This window comes from Streptomyces sp. Q6, assembly GCF_036967205.1.
GTDB classification, from domain to species: domain Bacteria; phylum Actinomycetota; class Actinomycetes; order Streptomycetales; family Streptomycetaceae; genus Streptomyces; species Streptomyces citrinus.
Genome location: NZ_CP146022.1, coordinates 7,468,574 through 7,486,233, shown reverse-complemented (window position 1 = coordinate 7,486,233; position 17,660 = coordinate 7,468,574). Strand labels below are relative to the sequence as shown.

Here is a 17,660-nt window from a genome sequence, read left to right as displayed (position 1 = left end):
CCGCCTTTCCTATAAGGGGCGTTGAAGCAGCAGCGGGGAACCTTCCCGGGGACGGCCGCTTACGGGTGCACGAGGACGTGGGCGAGCCCGACGCGCCCGGTTCCGGTCAGTCGTACGCGTACGTAGCGGGCCTGCGTGTCCGTGTCGAGCACGGTGGGGCGCAGGGCCTTGCCCGTGACGTGGACGGTGGTGGCGTCGGTGAAGTCGGCGTCCGTGGCGAGCTGGACGTCGAAGTCCGCCGTCGTCATGGAGGTGTCGTTCCAGATCTCCACCTGGCCGAGGTGGTGGGCGGCGCCCAGGTCGACCTGCCACCAGGCGCCGGCCCCGGCGAGGGTGCGGCTGTCGGTGGAGGTGTCGCCGTCGACGGCGCGGGCCGCCGCGTTCGTGCCGTCCGTCGTGGACTGCGTGGCCGTGCCGGTACGGGCCAGGTCGGGGCGGAGCTGTTCGACGCGGCCGCGCCCGTCGGCGCCCGCCGCCTCGGCGACCTCGAGGGCCTCGGCCGGGAGCGTGTCGAGCCTGGTGCGGTTGTCGCTCATGGTCGAGCCGGTGCCCGCGAGGGCGGGGGCGTCCGTGTCGGTCCAGTTCCCGGTGGCGTGGTTGTCGATGCCGTAGTCGGCCCAGTTGGAGACCCACTTGTAGCCGACGCGGGTGATCACGTTGCCGGTGACGGCGATGTGGCTGGACTGTTCGTCGAGGTAGACGCCGTTGCCGTCGCGCTCGGTGTTCCCGTACGCGCTGCGGTTGATGTAGTTGCCGGAGATCACGGTGCCGGGCTGGGCGCCCTGCGTGTAGATGGCGCCGCCGTCGTGCTGTTCGTGCTCGACGCGCATGACGTTCGTGATCCGGTTGTTCGTGATCCGGTTGTCGCGCAGGACGGACCGCTGCGCCTCGGGCTGGTTCCAGCCCCAGCCGACGGAGACGGCCGAGTACGGCAGGTCGTCGAGGGTGTTGTGGTCGATGACGGTCTGCGCCTCGTAGCCGGCCCAGATGCCGACGGCGTCCGTGTACTCGGCTCCGGTCCGGCGGACGGTGTTGTAGGAGACCGTGTTGCGGGCTCCCGCGAGTGCGGGCTCCGGCTGGGGTTCGGTGTCGCCGATGTACGCGGCGCCGGAGGACAGGTCGGTGAAGCGGGAGCGGGTGAGGGTGGAGTCCTGGGTGCCGTGCTCGAACACGGCGCCCGCGCCGCCGAGCCGGGTGAACACCGCGTGGTCGACGACCACGTGCCGGCCGCCGCGGACGGTGAGGGCGGCGGCGGGCTTGGTGTAGAAGCGGCCCGCGTGGTCGACGGGTCCGGTGGCGCCGGTCAGGGTCAGGCCCGCCTGCGTTCCGGCGTATCCCTCGTCGGTGGACGGCTGCCGGTAGGCGGCGTACGCGAAGGTGAGGCCGGTGACGCGGACGTCGTGCGCGCCGTCGACGACGAGGAGGTTCTCGGTGACCGGGGTGACCGCGTGGAAGCGGCGCGGGTTCTCGCCCGCGCGCGGCAGGTACGTGACGGTGCGCGCGGCCGAGTCCCAGACGAACTCGCCCGGCCGGTCCAGGAGTTCGGGGGCGTTCTCGAAGAAGGCGACCTTGGCGTAGCGGCTGGAGTCGACGGTGGTCGAGTCCCAGGCGGGGCCGGTGCGGTCGGTGCCGGACGCGGAGTTGGTCCAGCAGGGCTGGGCGAACGTCATGAGGTCGCCGCTGACGGACGCGATCCGGCAGTGGTAGTTGCGCCAGCGGACGCGGATGACGGCCTCGGCGTCGGTGGGCCTGGCCCAGTCGGCGATGCCGGTCTTCTCGGCGCCGGTCATCCCGGTCTTGGTGGCGTCGCAGACGGCGGCGGCGCAGGACGCGCCGCGGGCTCGGACGGCTCGCTCGCCGTCGACGAACAGCTGACGCGGGGTGACACCGTCGGGGACCTTCGCGGACCAGGTCCCGTCGGCGTTCGCCGACCAGCCGGTGAGAGCGCGGCCGCCGGAGAGGACGGGATCGGCGCCGGGCGCCGCGGACCAGGTGACGCCGGAGTCGTCGGGGCCGAGCGTCAGCGGCGTACGCAACGCGTAGGTACCGTCGGCGAGTTCGACGCGTACGTCACGGCCGGAGACGGCGCGGGCGGCGTCGCGGGCGCCGGTCACCGAGCACGGCCGTCCCGCGGTGCAGGCGTCGCCCGAGCCGTGCGGGGCCGCGTACAGAACCTTCGGCGCGGCGGCCGCCTCGGCGGTGGCGGGCAGCGAGGCCAGGGCGAGGGTGGCCGCGGTGACGAGCGCGGCCGTCGCGGTGCGCATCCTGTTGTGCCCCCTCATGCTGTGGCCCGTCATGCTGTGCCCCCTCATGCCGTGGCCGTCCAGTCGGGGTGACCGGGCATCGGTGGATTCACCGCGCCGAACAGCCAGTCGCGCAGGAACGGGTCGAGCGAGCGGTCGCCGGTGACGTCGACGGCGTGGCCGATGAAGTCCTCGCTGGTGACCGTGCGGTCCTTGAAGCGGCGCGGCCACTGACCCATGATGCGATCGAACTTCCGCTGCCCGACCTGGAGTTGGAGTGCGTACAGGACGAGTGCGCCGCCGTCGTAGATGTTGGTGCCGCCCAGTCCCCTGGGCAGGCCGGGGGGTCCGTCGCTCGCGCGGATCGCGTCGAGTTTCCCGTACGTCGCCTTCATCTTGTCGGCCATCCGCGACCAGCCGCGCTCCTCGCTGTAGAGGGCGGCGTAGTACACGGCGGGCCCTTCGTTGAGCCAGGCCTGCTGCCAGTCGTGCGGGGTGACACAGTCGCCGAACCACTGGTGGGTCAGCTCGTGCACCATCGTGTTCTCGTACGTGGGATTGCCGTCGGCGTTGAGCTTGAACCAGTTGGTGCCCATCAGGGTGAGCGTGGAGTTCTCCAGGGCGTCGGTGTAGCCGCCGTAGATGTGCAGGCCGTACACGGAGAAGGGGTACCGGCCGAACTTCGCCTCCAGCCAGGCGAGATGGTCGGGGGTGCGTGCCACGATCGGCGCGTACGTGTCCTCCTCGCCCTGGGGGACGACGTGGCGCAGCGGGAGGCCCGTGCGGGATGTCCCGTACAGGTACGTGCCCTTGACGACGGCGATGCCGAGCAGCTCGGTGGGCATGCGCTCGCGCAGCGCGAAGTGCCAGACGGTGGAGCCGTCGGCGCGCCGGTCCTTGCCGGTCAACTCGCCGTTGGCTGCGGCCACATATCCCTCGGGTGCGGAGAGGTGGAAGGTCCAGGTGGCCTTGTCGGAGGGGGTGTCGTTGCAGGGCAGGAACGTGTCGGCGCGTGACGACTGCACGGCGGACGCGAAGCCGCCGTCCGCGCCGAACTTCCAGCCGGACAGGCCCGCACGGGGTGCCTTGCCGTTGCCGCGGTAGGTGACGGCGACGGTGAACGGGGTCCCTTTGTGGAGCGGGGCGGCGGGGGTGACCGTCAGTTCCTGCCCCGACTTGCCCAGGGACAGCGCGAAGGGGGCCGTGCGGCCGTTCACCGTGACGGCGTCGATGGTGTGGCCGTCGGTGTCGAGGTTGAACGCGGACAGGTCCTGCGTGGCCTGCGCGTTCATCCGGACCACGGCCGTGAAGTCGTAGGTCACGGGGGTGAAGTCGAAGGTCAGGTCGTAGTGGACGACCTGGTATCCGCCGTTGCCGAGGGTCGGGAAGAGCGGGTCGCCGACGCCGTCGGAGCCGGGGCGGGGATCGAAGCCGTCGGCGGCGACGGCGGGTGCGCCGAACACCGGGACCGTGACGGCCGCGGCCACGGCGGCCTGTCCGAGGAACGCGCGTCTGGTGGTGGTCACTTGGAGCCCTTCTTCCCGGAAGCCTGCTCGAACTCGGCGCGACAGGTGTCGCCGCCGGCGTTGCGCCACTTCTTGACCCAGGAGTCGTAGGCGGACAGCGGCTTGCGTCCGGTGACGAAGTCCTTCATGCCGTCGACGTGGATGGTGTAGAGGCTGCCGAGGCCCTTGGAGTCCCAGGTGGGCGAGGAGTAGCCCTGGGTCGGGTCCTCGATGAGCATCGGAATGATCTTCGTGTACGCCTCGTGGACGTGCTGGGCCGCGTCCGGATCGGTCGCGCTGAAGAACGCGGGTGCCGCCGAGGCCAGCTTCGACCAGGGCACGGTGATGTCCTGGGTGCCCTGCTTGGTGAGGACGGGGGTGCCGTTCTTGTCGCGCGTGTAGTCGGTGCCCTCGACGCCGTACGTGATGAGCGTGTATTCGAGGGAGCCGAACGGCGAGGCCGCGAAGTCGGCGAGGCGCAGGATCTCCTTGACGCGGGCGTCGCTCGCCTTGGTGATGTAGCAGTTCTCCAGCGAGACGTTGTCGGTCCAGGCCACCGCGTCCTTGCCGACCGGGACGATCGGCCGGACGTCGAAGGACTTGTCGATGGCGGCCATGGAGTCCACGTAGCCGGCGCCGGGCGCCAGGTACGACGGCATGCCGTCGTACACGTACGCGGCCTTGCCGTTCTTGAAGAGGTTCGTGTACTCGGCCTTCTGCGCGCCGGACATCTGGACGGTGCCCGGGTAGTAGCAGCCGGCCTTGTAGAGCTTGGCGGCGGTCTCGATGGCGTACCGGTACTTCTCGTCCTCGATCTGGTAGGTCCACTCGCCCGTCTTGTGGTTCCGCTTCCACAGGTGCTGGGCGCCGGCCGACATGGCGAGCAGGTTCACACCGCCGCCGGTGAAGAAGTACTGCTTCTTCCGGGAGTCGCTGAGGTCCTTCGCGAGGTCGACGAGGCGCTCGATGCTGTCGATCTGGTCGAGGCTCGTGACGCCCGCCTGTGCGAACAGGTCGGCGCGGTAGAAGCCGGCGCCCGCGCTGCCGTTCCGGGCGATCGGGATGCCGTAGAGCTTTCCGCCCTTGACCGCGTCACGCCAGCCGTACTCGGGGATGGCCGCCAGGTTCGGGTAGTCCTTGACTTTGTCGCCGGACAGGTACGGGCCGAGGTCGACGCACTTGGCCTGGAGGAAGGAGGCCATGTTGTCGACGCCGCCGGTCTCCGGGTACATGAAGATGTCCGGGAGCTGGTCGCCCGCGACCATGGTGGAGAACTTCGCCGGGTAGTCGTCGGCGGGCACGGCCGTGAAGTCCACCTCGGCGCCGAGGAGCTTCTCGATGGCCTGCCAGGCGGCGTTCTTGCCGCGTTCGGTCGGCAGCGGCGCGAAGGTCTCGGTGACGGCCGTGATCTTCTTGGCGCCCTTGAGGGGGGTGCCCTTCGTCGCCCTGATCAACTCCGTCGGGTACTTCACGAAGGCGTTCGGGACACCGGCCGCGGTGCCGGGCAGATCGGCGTTGATACCGAGCGAGCGGACCGTCGTGGTCGGCAGCAGCTTGCCGCCGATCGCGTCGGCCTTCGCCGCGGTGCCGCCGTCGCCGCACGCGGCGAGCAGCGGGGCGGCCGCGACACCGAGGCCGAGGCCCGCGCCCCAGCGGAACAAGGTGCGTCGGTTGACAGGGAGAGTGCCGGACATCGGGGAACTCCTCACCGGGAGGGGATACGAGGGAAGTCGCGGGGGGTGCGTCCTGCGCGGGGGGATGACTGTTCTGCGGGAAGGGGTGCGGCGGTCAGCCCTTGACGGCTCCGGTGAGCACGCCCTTCGTGAAGTACCGCTGGAGGAAGGGGTAGACGAGCAGGATCGGAACGACCGCGATCACGAGGACGGCCATCTGCACGGCCTGCTGCGGCGCCACGGCCTCGCCGACCGCGCCGGAGTCGAGGGCCTGCCCCTGGAGGATGAAGGTGCGCAGCACCATCGGCAGCGGCCACTTGTCGTTGTCGCCGAGGTACAGCAGGGCGTTGAAGTAGGCGTTCCAGTACGCGACCGCGTAGAAGAGTCCGACGACGGCGACGACCGCCTTCGACAGCGGCAGCACGACCTGGATCAGGGTGCGGAAGTCGCCCGCGCCGTCGACCTTCGCGGCGTCGTACAGCTCCTCCGGAAGATTCATGAAGAAGGCGCGCATCACGACGAGGTTGAACGCGCTGACCATCGTGGGCAGGACGAGCGCGGCGAAGGTGTTGTAAAGGCCGAGCTCCTTCACCAGCAGGAAGTTGGGGATGACGCCCGCGTTGAACAGCATCGTGAACAGGGCCGTCATGAGGATGAACCGGCCGCCGACGATGCCGCGCCGCGAGAGTCCGTACGCCATGCCGATGGTGGCCAGCAGACTGCACGCGGTGCCGAGGGTGGTGACACCGATGCTGACGAACAGGGCGCGCGTGACGCGGCCGCCGGTGAACGCGGTGCGGTAGGCGTCGAGGTTGGGGTGGTCGGGCCACAGGACGAGACCGTTGGAACGGATGATGTCGCTCTGCGACGCGAAGCTGGTCCCGATCACGCCGAGCAGCGGGTACGCGACGAGCCCGACGACGATGACGAGGGCGAGGCCCTTGAGGACCAGGCCGGTCCTGGTGGGCTTCTCCATCCAGGGCGGGCGGGCACCGGACGGGCGCAACTCCTGTGTCCGGGGCGCTCTTTCGGAGTGGTTCCGGGTCCGGACGGCGGTCGTCTCAGCGGTCAGCACCGCGGTACACCCCTTCGTGGCCGAGCCGGTGGGCGAACTTGTTCGCGCCGATGACGAGGACGGTGCCGATCACGGCTTTGACGAGGCCGACCGCGGCCGCCGTGCCCCACTGGTTGTCCTTGATCCCGTGGAAGTAGACGTACGTGTCCAGGACTTCGCCGCTGCCGGGGCCGACGGCGTCGCGCTGGAGCAGGATCTGCTCGAAGCCGACGGTCAGGATGTTGCCGAGGTTGAGGATCAGCAGCAGCACCAGGACCGGGGAGAGACCGGGCAGGGTGACGTGCCAGAAGCGGCGCGTCCGGCCGGCTCCGTCCATGGCCGCCGCCTCGTACAGGCCGCGGTCCACGGAGAGCAGCGCGGCGAGGATGATGATGGTGCCCCAGCCGGCGTCCTTCCACATGACCTGGAGCGCGAGCAGCAAGGGGAACGCGTCGGGGTCGGTCATCATGTCGTAGCGCGGTAGACCGAGGCTTTCGAGCAGGTCGGGGACGACGCCGGCGCCGCCGAGGATCTGCTGGAAGATCGAGACGATGATGACCCAGCCGATGAAGTGCGGCAGGTAGACGACGCTCTGCACGAAGCGGCGCAGCTTGTCGCTGACGATGCTGTTGAGCAGCAGAGCGAGCCCGATCGGCACGGGGAAGAACAGGATGAGCTGGACGAGCGCGATCGTCAGTGTGTTGCCGGTCGCCGACCAGAAGTCGGGGTCGGCGAAGGCGGCGCTGAAGTTCGCGAGGCCGGTCCAGGCGCTGTGCAGGTAGCCGAGGTAGGGCTGGTAGTCCTGGAACGCCACCATGTAGCCGAGCAGCGGCACGTAGTGGAACACCACGAAGTACAGGAAGCCCGGCAGGCACAGCAGCAACATCACCTTGTCGCGCCGGAGACGCTGCCAGAAGGTCGTGCGGGGTACGGCGGACGGTGGTGCGGGAACGGTCGGTGGTGCGGGAACAGTCATGGGGTGGTCCTGTTCGGCCGAGTGGCGCGATGCGGTAACTCTCCTGCTGCGGCGGCAAGTTAGTAAGCGGTTAACCCTGCCGTCAAGAGATGCGGGCAACGCCTGCGTTACGTATCGCTCTCAAGCCCTGCGATTGACCGGGCATTTCGGTTGTATTGCTGGCAACTTGTCAGTGTGGAGCGGTGGTTGACCTTGACGGTCACGCATCCTGCTCCCTAGTTTTCGGTAACGCCATAGAACACGTTTACTGTCCGGAGGCAGGGTGCGTACCACTGACGAGGCGCCGGTCGAGGCCACGGCCGCCGACGCCACACCGCCCCCGCGGCGGCCCCGTACGGTTCTCGCGATGGACTCCTCGGTCGTCGACGACGTCTTCCCGCCGTCGGTCCGGGCCCGCCTCGAGGAGACCGCCGACATTCAACCCCCCGCCGTCATAGGCGAGTTCACCAGCCGCGAGGCGCACTCCGCGCTCGCCGAGTGCGAGGTCCTGCTGACCGGCTGGGGCTGCCCGCCCATCGACAGGGCCGTGCTCGACCAGGCACCCCGGCTGCGCGCGGTGATCCACGCAGCCGGCACGGTGAAAACGTTCCTGAGCCGGGACGCCTACGAGCGCGGGATCACGGTCTCCTCGGCGGCCGCGGCCAACGCGGTACCGGTGGCCGAGTTCACCCTCGCCGCGATCATCCTGGGCGCCAAACGCGCCTTCCCCCTCTCCCACCTCTTCCGCACCCGGCGCACCCACCGCACCGCCGACGACCTGGACCGGCACCACTGGCTCGGCACGCGCGGCCTCACCGTCGGTGTCGTCGGGGCCTCGCACATCGGCCGCCGCGTCGTCCGGCTCCTGCGCCCCCTCGACGCCGAGGTCCTGCTCTACGACCCGTACGTGAGCGACGCCGAGGCCGAACTGCTCGGCGCGACCCGCACCGATCTGGACACCCTGGTCGCGACCAGCGATGTGGTGACCCTGCACGCGCCCGACACCGCCGAGACCCGGCGGCTCCTCGACGCGCGGCGGCTCGATCTGATGCGGCCGGGCACCCTGCTCGTGAACACCGCGCGGGGCCCGCTCGTGGACACCGCCGCGCTGACCGGGCACCTGGTCAGCGGCCGGATCGACGCCGTCCTCGATGTCACGGACCCCGAACCGCTGCCCGCGGACCACCCGCTGTGGGACCTGCCCAACGTCTTCATCACCCCGCACATGGCGGGCGCCCAGGGCAACGAGGTCGGGCGGCTCGGCGCGCTCGCCGTCGACGAACTCGCCCGGTACGCCCGCGGGGTACCGCTCAACCATCCGGTGCTCCTGGAGGATCTGGAGCGGATCGCGTGACCGGGCCCGCACCGCACGCCCTAGGCTCTGGTCCGGGCGGCGCACAGACGGCGCGGCCGGCACAGCACGACCATCAGGGGGTGGGCCGGATGTCCCGGCAGAGTTCGACGGCGTCCGGCGCGAGCGGCACGGCAGGCGGGCAGCGCCGCGCGACCGTCGTGGACGTGGCCGCGCTCGCGGGCGTGTCCACGGCGACCGTGTCGCGCGTGATGAACCGCAACTATCCGGTCGCCGCCGCCACCCGCGAACGCGTCGAGGAGGCGATGCGCTCCCTCGGCTATGTGGTCAACGCCCACGCCCGCGCGCTCGCCGGTGTCTCCGGCCGCACGGTCGGCATCATCGTGAGCGAACTGATCGACCCCTTCTACGCGTACATCGCGCGCGGCGTCGAACGCGAGGCGACCGACGGCGACCGGCTGTGCCTCGTCTGCTGCACCCAGGGCGATCCCCAGCGGGAGCTGGCCTTCATCGAGCTGATGCACGAACGGCGCGCGGACGCCGTGGTACTCGTCGGCGGAAGCGTCGAGGACCGCACATACAAGGCCGAACTGGCACGCCGGGCGAGGGAGTTGGACGCGGGCGGCTCGAAGCTGGTGCTGTGCGGGCGCCCCTCGCTCGGCGACGACGTGCCCACGGTCGGCGTGGAGTACGACAACGAGGGCGGCGCCTTCGCCCTCACCGACCACCTGATCACCCAAGGGCACCGGCGGATCCTCTACCTCGGCGGTCCGCCCGGCCTGTCGACGGCCCGCGACCGGCTGGCCGGGCACCGGCGCGCCCTCGAACTGCGCGGCATCGAGCGCGACCCGGCGCTGGAGCAGCCCGGCGCGTTCAGCCGCGCCTTCGGGTACCGGCGCATGGCCGAACTCCTGCGCGAGGGAACCGACTTCACCGCCGTCTTCGCCGCGAACGACATCGTGGCGGCCGGTGCGGCCCAGGCCCTGGAGGAGGCCGGGGTGCGCGTCCCGCAGGACATGTCGCTGGTCGGCTACGACGACATCCCGGTGGCCCAGGAACTGCGCCCCCGCCTCACCACGGTCCGGATCCCGCTGGAGGAGATGGGCCGGCAGGCGGTCCGGGTCGCGCTCACCGGCGGCGACGAGGACGACTGGCGCGCCCCGACGACCGGCACGCTGCGCCTCGGGACGCACATCGTGGTGCGGGATTCGGTGGCTCCGCCCCGGGTGGGGCGACGCCAAGGCTGAGCGTCCGCGGTCCGGCTCTCGTCGCGGGCCCAGGGTGCGGGACGGGTGCCGCTCGCCGCGGGCTCGGGGCGGGGACGCGGGTTCGGGCTCACGCTCGGGCGAGTTCGGCTGCGAGCGCGTGCGGGCTTCAGCGCACCCGGACGCCCTTCGCTGCTCGATTCTGCTTGAAGCAGGGCTGCTTGACGTAGTAACGAACAGAAACTCCGCAGAGCCTCTTGCGGACGGATAGCAAACGCTTACATGCTGGCGGCGCGACGCACGCGCCCCGCGTCCGGTCCTCACCGCACCGTCCTGCCTCGGCGCCTGTCGTTGAACCCCCTCCCCGTACGGACGACCGCAAGGAGACGACTCCGCATGCGTATCCCCGAAGCCCCGTCCCGCCGTACCGTCCTCACCACCGCAGCGGCCACCGGTGCCGCCCTCGCCGTCGGCCTCGGCTCGGGTCCGGCCGCGTACGCCGCCGACGCCGTGACCGTCCCGCTCAGAGCCCGCCCGTCCGCGGAGGCCGAGCGCCTGCGCCTCGGACAGGCCCTGCGCGCCTCCGAGTTCCAGGCCACGGGCCGGTACGTCGCGCCGGGCACCGCGCTCCGCCTTGACGTGCTGCCGTACGACGACGTGGTGCCGACGCTCTGGATCGGGCAGTGGGACTACTACGGCACGATCACCGCGCCCCGCAGTTATCAGCTCAAGGCGGGCGCGAACACGGTCACCGACCCGCACGGCGGCCCCGTCTACTTCTCGCTCACGGGCGACGGGGAGCGGGCGGCGGTCAAGCTCAGGAGCGGCTCCGTCCCGATGCCCGTCTTCACCCTGGGATCCACCCAAGAGGCCGACTACCAGGGTCAGTTGGACACGTACACCGACGTGCCGGTCGTCGAACTGCACGGTCCCCGGTCCATCGTGACGCTCAGCCGGGACGGCGCGCTGCTCCACCGCGACGAGGACCACGCGGCGCTGCTGCGGCTCCTGGAGCGGATCATCGACGCCGAGTCCGACATCAGCGGGCTCGACGCGTCCAAGCCGGTGCACCGGCCCAAGGCGGGCGGCTACCACTTCACCGAGGTGTCGGTCGTGCCGTCCGGCGTCGGCGCGTACGCCACCCACGGCTACAACGGCTTCCCTCGCGCCTACCTCGACCGGGCCACCACGGTGACCGGCCTGACGACCCGGGGCTGGGGGCTGTACCACGAACTGGGCCATCTGCATCAGCAGTTCGCGTACAAGCCGGGCGGCCTCACCGAGGTCACGGTGAACATCTACTCGCTGGCGGTGCAGCGCGCCCTGGGCCAGCCGTCGAACCTGCTGACCGTCACGCCGGCGACCGGGCTGAACTACTTCCAGTCCGCACGGGCCAAGTTCGGCACGGCGGGACTCACGTACGAGAAGTCGTTCGGCGCGTACGAGAAGCTCGTGCCGCTGCGGCAGTTGGAGCTCGCGTTCGGGGACGACTTCTGGCCTCGGATGCACCGGCTGGTGCGCGAGGAGAACCCGCAGTCGTCCTCCACCGAGACCGACAAGCGCTACCGGGCCCTGGCCACGTACGCCAGCCGCGTCGCCGAGCGCGACCTCACGGACTTCTTCGTCACCACCTGGGCCTTCCCCATCGACGCGCAGGGCCGCGCCGAACTGGCCGCACTCCATCTGCCGAAGCCGGACGTCGACCCGGCCACCCTGAGCGACTGACCGGGAGGGCGACGACCGACCATGGACCTCAGACGACCGATCACACGGCTCAGCGGACCGAGCGCGGACCTCAGCCGACGTCAGACCCTCTCGCTGGCCGGAGCGGGGGCCGCCGCGGTGGTACTCCCCTGCTCCCTCGCGGGCAGCGCCGCCGCGGCAGACGACCCGCAGGCCGTCGCCGCCGACGATCCCTACGAGCCGCTGCTCGCGCGGGCCGCGCGGCAGCTCACCGGCGGCGCCTTCGATCCGGACGACGCCGACTTCGCCGCCGCGCTGGCGGCACTGGACACGCAGGCCGCGGCCTGGTGGCGACAGATCGACGTGGCGACCGGGAGCAAGGCGCTCTGGGCGGACCTGTCCCCCGCCTCCGACCCCGCCATGTTCGGCCAGAGCTACCAGCGGCTGCGCACCCTCGCCACGGCATGGGCCACCCCCGGCACGTCGCTGACCGGCGACGCCACCGTGCTCGCCGGGCTGCTCGACGCGCTGCGCCTCCTGCACACCACCGGCTACAACCCGGCCCGGTCCGAGTCCGGGAACTGGTGGTTCTGGGAGATAGGCGCGCCCCGGGCGCTGATGGACACCTGTGTCCTGCTGCGCGCCGCGCTTCCGGCCGAGGACCTCGACGCGTACCTGAGGACGGTCGCCCGGTTCGTCCCGAACCCGGACCGGCGCACCAACTCCCCCACGCTCGCCGAGACCGGCGCCAACCGCGCCGACAAGGCCGTCATCGTCGCGCTGCGCGGCCTGCTCGCCCGGGACGCCGGGGTGCTCGCGCTGGCCCGCGACGGTCTCTCCGACGTCCGCGACCAGGGCCGCAACAGCCTGTTCCGGTACGCCACCTCGGGTGACGGGTTCTACCCGGACGGCTCGTTCGTCCAGCACGACTCCGTCGCCTACACGGGCACGTACGGGAGTGTCCTGCTGGGCAGCGCGGGGCAGCTGATCGCGCTGCTCGCCGGGTCCGCGCACGCGGTCACCGACCCGGCCGTCTCCGTGCTCTACGACGCCGTCGACCGGACCTTCGCGCCGGTCGTCCTCGACGGCCTCATGATGGACGCGGTGCGCGGCCGGGCGATCTCCCGCGAGCGGGCCCGCGACCACACCGACGGCGCCGTCACCGTCTCGTACGTCCTCCAGCTCGCCGACGGAGCACCCCCGTCGTACGCGGACCGCTGGCGCGCTGCCGCCAAGGGCTGGATCCTGCGGAACCGGGAGACGCCGTACGCGACGCTCGTCGGGATCCCCGCGCTCGCCCGCGCCAAGGCGGTCCTCGACGATCCGGCGGTGCGGCCCGCCGAGCGGCTCACCGGGCACTTCGTCCTCGCCGACATGGACCGGGTCGCGCATCGAAGGCCCGGCTGGGCCTGCGCCCTGTCGCTGTCCTCGAAGCGCATCGCCGCGTACGAGGCGGGCAACGGCGAGAACCTGCACGGCTGGTACACCGGCGACGGTATGACGTACCTGTACGACGGCGACGACCTCGACGCCTTCGGGGACGGCTTCTGGCCGACCGTCGATCCGTACCGCCTGCCGGGGACGACGGTCGACACGCGCGCGCGGGCCGATCTCGGGACCGGCGGCGGGACGAGCACCCTGCGGCCGAAGAACACGGTCGCGGGCGGCGCCGTCCTCGACGCCCGGTACGGCGCGGCGGCGATGGAACTGATCGCCGACGGGTCGACGCTGCGCGCCAAGAAGGCGTGGTTCTTCGTGGACAACGCGGTCGTCGCGCTCGGCGCCGGCATCACGGCGAGCGACGGCCGCACCGTCGAGACGATCGTGGAGAACCGGAACCTGCACGCCGAGGGCGCTCCGCGGCTCATCGTCGACGGGCACCCGCAGCCCGCGCGACAGGGCTGGTCGGCGCCCCTGACCGACGCCTCCTGGGCCCACCTGGACGGCACGGGCGGCTACGTCTTCCCCACCGGCGGTCCGCTCCACGCGCTCCGCGAGGAACGCACCGGTACCTGGCGCGCCCTCAACACCGGCGCCGACACGGGCGGCAGCACCACCCCGGTCACCCGCCGCTACGCCACTCTCTGGTTCGACCACGGCCCCTCCCCCACATCCGCTTCCTACGCCTACGTCCTGCTACCGGGCGCCACTGCCGCGACGACGGGCGCCTGGTCCCGGTCCCGGCCGGTGCGCATCGTCGCCAACGACGCCACCGTCCAGGCGGTCGAGTCGCCCCGGCTCGGGCTGCTCGCCGCGCACTTCTGGGCAGCGGGCGCGGTCGGCGGGCTGCGCGCGGACGGTCCCTGCACCGTCCTGGTGCGCCGCCGCGACGACGGGATCTCGGTGGCGGTCGCCGATCCGGGCCGCACCGCGACGACGGCCACGGTCCGCCTCCCCTTCCCCGTGCGCCAGGTGGTGCGCGCCGACGACACGGTCGAGGTCGCGCCGGGTCGCCGCCCGGTGCTCACCGTCCGCGTCGCGGGCTCGCGCGGCCATACGCACGCTGCCGAACTCGCCTGATCCGCCGCCCGACAGGCCCGAACCGAGGAGCCGACGAACCGCCATGCCCGCCCCGTACTTCTCCCTGCCGCCCACCGACCGTGTCCGCTCCCCCCGGACGGGCTGGACGCGGGCGCACTGGGAGGCCCTGGCCGACCGGCAGTTGGACGCGCTCGTCCCGTACGCGACCCCGGGGTTCGCGCAGTACCGGCTGCCGGGGCGGGCCAGTTGGTCCGGGGTCGTCTCGGACGGGCTCGAAGGGTTCGCTCGGACATTTCTGCTGGCCTCCTTCCGGATCGCGGGCGCGGGCGGGAGCGACGATCCCGGCTCGACCGTCGTCTCCCACCTGATCGAAAGGTATACGGAGGGTCTGACAACGGGCACGGACCGTGACAGCGGTGAGGCCTGGCCCGAACTCACCGACTGCTCGCAGCAGATGGTGGAGGCCGCCTCGATCGCCGTCGCCCTGCACGAGACGCGCCCCTGGATCTGGGACCGGCTGGACGCCCGGGTGCGGGAGCGGGTCGTCGACTGGCTCTCCGGGTTCGTCGGCGGGCGCACCTGGGACAACAACTGGCGCCTCTTCCAGGTGGTGTCGGAGCAGTTCCTGGCGTCCGTCGGCGCCCCGTACAGCCAGAGCGACATCGACGGCGGACTGGACCGGATCGAGGACTGGTACGTCGGCGACGGCTGGTACACCGACGGCGACGGCCGCAACTTCGACTACTACATCGGCTGGGCCCTGCACCTGTATCCGCTGCTGTGGTCCCGGATCGCCGGCGAGGACCCCGACTCGGGCCGCACGAAGGTGTACCGCGAGCGGCTCGGCCGGTTCCTCACCACGTATCCGCAGTTCTTCGGCGGGGACGGAGCCTCGGTGCACCAGGGGCGGTCGCTGACGTACCGGTTCGCGGCGACGGCACCCGTGTGGCTGGGCGCCCTCGCCGACTGCACGCCGCTCGCGCCCGGTCTGACCCGGCGCCTCGCGTCCGGCGCGGCCCGGCACTTCGTGGAGCGCGGGGTGCCGGACGAGCGGGGGCTGCTGCCGCTGGGCTGGTACGACACGTTCCTGCCCGCGACCCAGCCGTACTCGGGGCCCGCGTCACCGTACTGGGCGAGCAAGGGCTTTCTGGGGCTGCTGCTGCCCGCCGATCACCCGGTGTGGACGGAGCGCGAACTCCCGCTGCCCGTCGAGGAGTCCGAGCAGTACACGGCGCTGCCCGCTCCGGGCTGGCTGCTGCACGGCACCCCGCACGACGGCATCGTGCGGCTGATCAACCACGGCAGCGACCACAACCCGCCGCAGGGCCCGGCCGAGGACGACCCGCACTACGCCAAACTCGCCTACTCCACGGCGACCGCCCCCGAGTCCGCGCCGCACGCCTGGGCGCGCACGGTCGACAATCACGTCGCGCTGCTCGCCGCCGACGGCACCCCGTCGCGTCGGCTCCGCATCCACCCGCTCACCTGCGAGGGACGTCGCGCCTCTTCCCGTCACGACGCTCAACTCCCGGGCAGTGACGAGGAGTTCCCGATCGTCTCGACGAGCGTGCTGCACGGGCCGTGGGAGGTACGGGTGCACCGCGTGCAGGCCCCGGCGGGTGTGACCGTACGCGAGGGCGGCCACGCGGTCGCCGACACCGCCCGGCCGCACGCCGAGCGGGGGCCTGGCTGGGCCCTGACGCGCACGGAGTCGGGGCTGACGAGCGCGGTGGTGGCCCTGTACGGCTGGGCCGAGGAGACCGGCGTCGCCCGTGAGGTCGAGGCCAACGCCCACGGACCGCATTCGGCCACCCCGTACCTCCGCGCCGCGCGGCCCGCGGGCGGCGCGAGCGTTCACGTCACGCTGGTGGCTCTGACCCGTGACGTCGTGCATCCCCGGGCGCTGCGGGAGTCGATCGCCTGCACGGTGGAGGCGTCGGGGGAGGTCAGGATCACCTTCCCGGAGGGCGAGACGGTGACCGTGTAGCTCCCGCGCCCCGTCAGGCACAGTGGCGGATCCGTCACAGCAGGGTGTCGCCCCGTACCCGGATCATGTCCATCACTTCGCCCGCCATCGCCTTGATGGTGGCGAGTCCGGCCCGCCCCCAGGGCCGCGGTGCGGTGTCGACCACGCATACGGTGCCGAGCGCGAGCCCCGTACGGTCGTCGATCAGCGGGGCGCCCAGATAGGAGCGGATGCCGATCTCGTCGACCACAGGGTTGCCCGCGAACCGCGGGTAGTCGCACATGTCTTCAAGGACGAGCGCTTTGCGGCGCACGACTACATGAGGGCAGTATCCGTGATCGCGCGTCAAGTAGCGGCTCGCGGAGCCGTCGGCCGACCGGGCCGCGACCGCGCCGAGCGCGCCGCCCCGGTGGTCGCCGTCGGGCGTGTGCAGTCCGGCGAAGAACTGCCGGTTCTCGTCGATGAAGTTGACCATCGCGTACGGCGCGCCGGTCACGCCCGCGAGCCGGTCCGCGAACAGGTCGAAGGCCGGCTCGGGGCGCCGGCCGAGGCCGAGCCGGAACAGCCGCTGTGCCCGTTCCGGACCTTCCTTGTCGACCGGGGTGAGCAGCAGACGCCCGGCCGCGTCGTATGTCACGTGTGGGCTCCGAAGCTGGGCTCCGCGGGCGCGGCGTGCGCGAGCAGGTGCCGGACCAGGGTGAGCAGGGTCTGGATTCCGGAGCTGGAGATGCGCGCGTCGCAGCGGACCACCGGAACCTGCGGGTCGAGGTCGATGGCGGCGCGCACCTCCTCCGGTTCGTAGCGGTACGCCCCGTCGAACTCGTTGACCGCCACGATGAAGCCCATGCCGCGCTCCTCGAAGAAGTCGACGGCGGCGAAGCAGTCCTCCAGACGCCGGGTGTCGGCCAGGATGACCGCTCCCAGGGCGCCTTCGGAGAGCTCGTCCCACATGAACCAGAAGCGTTCCTGCCCGGGGGTGCCGAACAGGTACAGCACATGCTCCGGGTCCAGTGTGATCCGGCCGAAGTCCATCGCGACCGTCGTCTCGACCTTGTTCTCGATGCCCTCGAGATCGTCGGTCGCCGCGCTGACAGTGGTGAGCAGCTCTTCCGTGCTGAGCGGTGCGATCTCGCTGACCGCCCCGACAAAGGTCGTCTTCCCGACGCCGAACCCGCCCGCCACCAAGATCTTCAGCGCAGTGGGGAACAGCTCAGAGCTGTCGTCGTAGTCCATCGAGCACTGCCTCCAGTAGGGACCGGTCAGTGGGGTTTTCGTGGAACGTGGGGGGCTTGGTGGTGATCGCCCCGCAGTCGACGAGGTCCGAGAGAAGGACCTTGGTGACGACTGCGGGGAGCTTGAGGTGGCCGGCGATCTCCGCGACCGATGTCGGCTGGGCACACAGGTCGAGCGCCTGGCTGTGTTCGGGTCCCAGATAGCCGAGGGGGGTCGCCCCCGTGGCCATGACCAGGGACAGCAGATCCATCGACATGCTCGGCCGGGTGCGCCCGTTGCTGACCGTGTAGGGGCGAACGAGGCGGCCGGCCGCGCCGTCGAGCCACGGCCCGTCCTGCGGGGCCGCCACC

The 17,660-nt window shown here is 71.4% G+C and carries 13 protein-coding genes; 5 read left to right on the top strand and 8 right to left on the bottom strand.

Going from position 1 to position 17,660, the window contains the following annotated elements; genetic code table 11:
- Window positions 1-59: 59 nt before the first annotated feature.
- The 5 genes from V2W30_RS34415 to V2W30_RS34395 form a co-directional block, all read right to left on the bottom strand.
- Window positions 60-2,264, bottom strand: coding sequence for a discoidin domain-containing protein (locus V2W30_RS34415; RefSeq protein ID WP_338702507.1), 2,205 nt, complete (start codon window positions 2,262-2,264; stop codon window positions 60-62).
- A 44-nt stretch (window positions 2,265-2,308) separates the two neighbouring features.
- Window positions 2,309-3,769 carry a M1 family metallopeptidase gene (locus V2W30_RS34410; RefSeq protein WP_338702506.1) on the bottom strand — a complete coding sequence of 487 codons (1,461 nt, stop codon included), beginning with the start codon at window positions 3,767-3,769 and terminating at the stop codon, window positions 2,309-2,311.
- Complete coding sequence (locus V2W30_RS34405) at window positions 3,766-5,442, bottom strand: extracellular solute-binding protein (protein WP_338702505.1); 1,677 nt, start codon at window positions 5,440-5,442, stop codon at window positions 3,766-3,768. Before V2W30_RS34405 ends, V2W30_RS34410 begins: the two co-directional genes overlap by 4 nt.
- A gap of 94 nt (window positions 5,443-5,536) precedes the next feature.
- Complete coding sequence (locus V2W30_RS34400) at window positions 5,537-6,397, bottom strand: carbohydrate ABC transporter permease (RefSeq protein ID WP_338702504.1); 861 nt, start codon at window positions 6,395-6,397, stop codon at window positions 5,537-5,539.
- Between the two features lie 85 nt (window positions 6,398-6,482).
- Window positions 6,483-7,451 carry an ABC transporter permease gene (locus tag V2W30_RS34395; RefSeq protein WP_338702503.1) on the bottom strand — a complete coding sequence of 323 codons (969 nt, stop codon included), beginning with the start codon at window positions 7,449-7,451 and terminating at the stop codon, window positions 6,483-6,485.
- Between the two features lie 262 nt (window positions 7,452-7,713).
- Between V2W30_RS34395 and V2W30_RS34390 the strand changes: the two genes are divergently transcribed.
- The 5 genes from V2W30_RS34390 to V2W30_RS34370 all read left to right on the top strand — a co-directional run bounded on the left by V2W30_RS34390 (window position 7,714) and on the right by V2W30_RS34370 (window position 16,098).
- Window positions 7,714-8,784: a hydroxyacid dehydrogenase gene (locus V2W30_RS34390; RefSeq protein ID WP_338702502.1), complete on the top strand. Its 1,071-nt coding sequence runs from the start codon at window positions 7,714-7,716 to the stop codon at window positions 8,782-8,784.
- Window positions 8,785-8,873: 89 nt separating this feature from the next.
- Window positions 8,874-9,989, top strand: a complete 1,116-nt coding sequence (locus V2W30_RS34385; RefSeq protein WP_338702501.1) for a LacI family DNA-binding transcriptional regulator — start codon at window positions 8,874-8,876, stop codon at window positions 9,987-9,989.
- Window positions 9,990-10,343: 354 nt separating this feature from the next.
- Window positions 10,344-11,672 (top strand): M60 family metallopeptidase, encoded by a 1,329-nt coding sequence (locus tag V2W30_RS34380; RefSeq protein ID WP_338702500.1) that lies wholly within the window; start codon window positions 10,344-10,346, stop codon window positions 11,670-11,672.
- Between the two features lie 21 nt (window positions 11,673-11,693).
- The gene (locus V2W30_RS34375; protein WP_338702499.1) at window positions 11,694-14,150 is read left to right on the top strand and encodes a polysaccharide lyase 8 family protein; all 2,457 of its coding nucleotides are present in this window, start codon (window positions 11,694-11,696) and stop codon (window positions 14,148-14,150) included.
- Window positions 14,151-14,193: 43 nt separating this feature from the next.
- Window positions 14,194-16,098: a DUF2264 domain-containing protein gene (locus tag V2W30_RS34370; RefSeq protein WP_338702498.1), complete on the top strand. Its 1,905-nt coding sequence runs from the start codon at window positions 14,194-14,196 to the stop codon at window positions 16,096-16,098.
- A gap of 34 nt (window positions 16,099-16,132) precedes the next feature.
- On the opposite strand, the gene V2W30_RS34365 is transcribed toward V2W30_RS34370, so the two are convergent.
- The 3 genes from V2W30_RS34365 to V2W30_RS34355 are packed head-to-tail and all read right to left on the bottom strand — an operon-like array spanning window position 16,133 to window position 17,659.
- Window positions 16,133-16,714 carry a GAF domain-containing protein gene (locus V2W30_RS34365; RefSeq protein WP_338702497.1) on the bottom strand — a complete coding sequence of 194 codons (582 nt, stop codon included), beginning with the start codon at window positions 16,712-16,714 and terminating at the stop codon, window positions 16,133-16,135.
- The gene (locus tag V2W30_RS34360; RefSeq protein ID WP_338702496.1) at window positions 16,711-17,310 is read right to left on the bottom strand and encodes a GTP-binding protein; all 600 of its coding nucleotides are present in this window, start codon (window positions 17,308-17,310) and stop codon (window positions 16,711-16,713) included. Before V2W30_RS34360 ends, V2W30_RS34365 begins: the two co-directional genes overlap by 4 nt.
- Window positions 17,288-17,659: a DUF742 domain-containing protein gene (locus V2W30_RS34355; RefSeq protein ID WP_338702495.1), complete on the bottom strand. Its 372-nt coding sequence runs from the start codon at window positions 17,657-17,659 to the stop codon at window positions 17,288-17,290. The genes V2W30_RS34360 and V2W30_RS34355 overlap by 23 nt, the downstream gene beginning before the upstream one ends.
- Between the last annotated feature and the right edge of the window lies 1 nt (window position 17,660).

Bases quoted from the DNA above. Each gene is read 5' to 3' on its own strand.
- V2W30_RS34360 (WP_338702496.1), bottom strand. From the start codon at position 17,310: ATGGACTACGACGACAGCTCTGAGCTGTTCCCCACTGCGCTGAAGATC.
- V2W30_RS34380 (WP_338702500.1), top strand. From the start codon at position 10,344: ATGCGTATCCCCGAAGCCCCGTCCCGCCGTACCGTCCTCACCACCGCA.
- V2W30_RS34405 (WP_338702505.1), bottom strand. From the start codon at position 5,442: ATGTCCGGCACTCTCCCTGTCAACCGACGCACCTTGTTCCGCTGGGGC.
- V2W30_RS34400 (WP_338702504.1), bottom strand. From the start codon at position 6,397: ATGGAGAAGCCCACCAGGACCGGCCTGGTCCTCAAGGGCCTCGCCCTC.
- V2W30_RS34385 (WP_338702501.1), top strand. From the start codon at position 8,874: ATGTCCCGGCAGAGTTCGACGGCGTCCGGCGCGAGCGGCACGGCAGGC.
- V2W30_RS34415 (WP_338702507.1), bottom strand. From the start codon at position 2,264: ATGCGCACCGCGACGGCCGCGCTCGTCACCGCGGCCACCCTCGCCCTG.
- V2W30_RS34370 (WP_338702498.1), top strand. From the start codon at position 14,194: ATGCCCGCCCCGTACTTCTCCCTGCCGCCCACCGACCGTGTCCGCTCC.
- V2W30_RS34375 (WP_338702499.1), top strand. From the start codon at position 11,694: ATGGACCTCAGACGACCGATCACACGGCTCAGCGGACCGAGCGCGGAC.
- V2W30_RS34395 (WP_338702503.1), bottom strand. From the start codon at position 7,451: ATGACTGTTCCCGCACCACCGACCGTTCCCGCACCACCGTCCGCCGTA.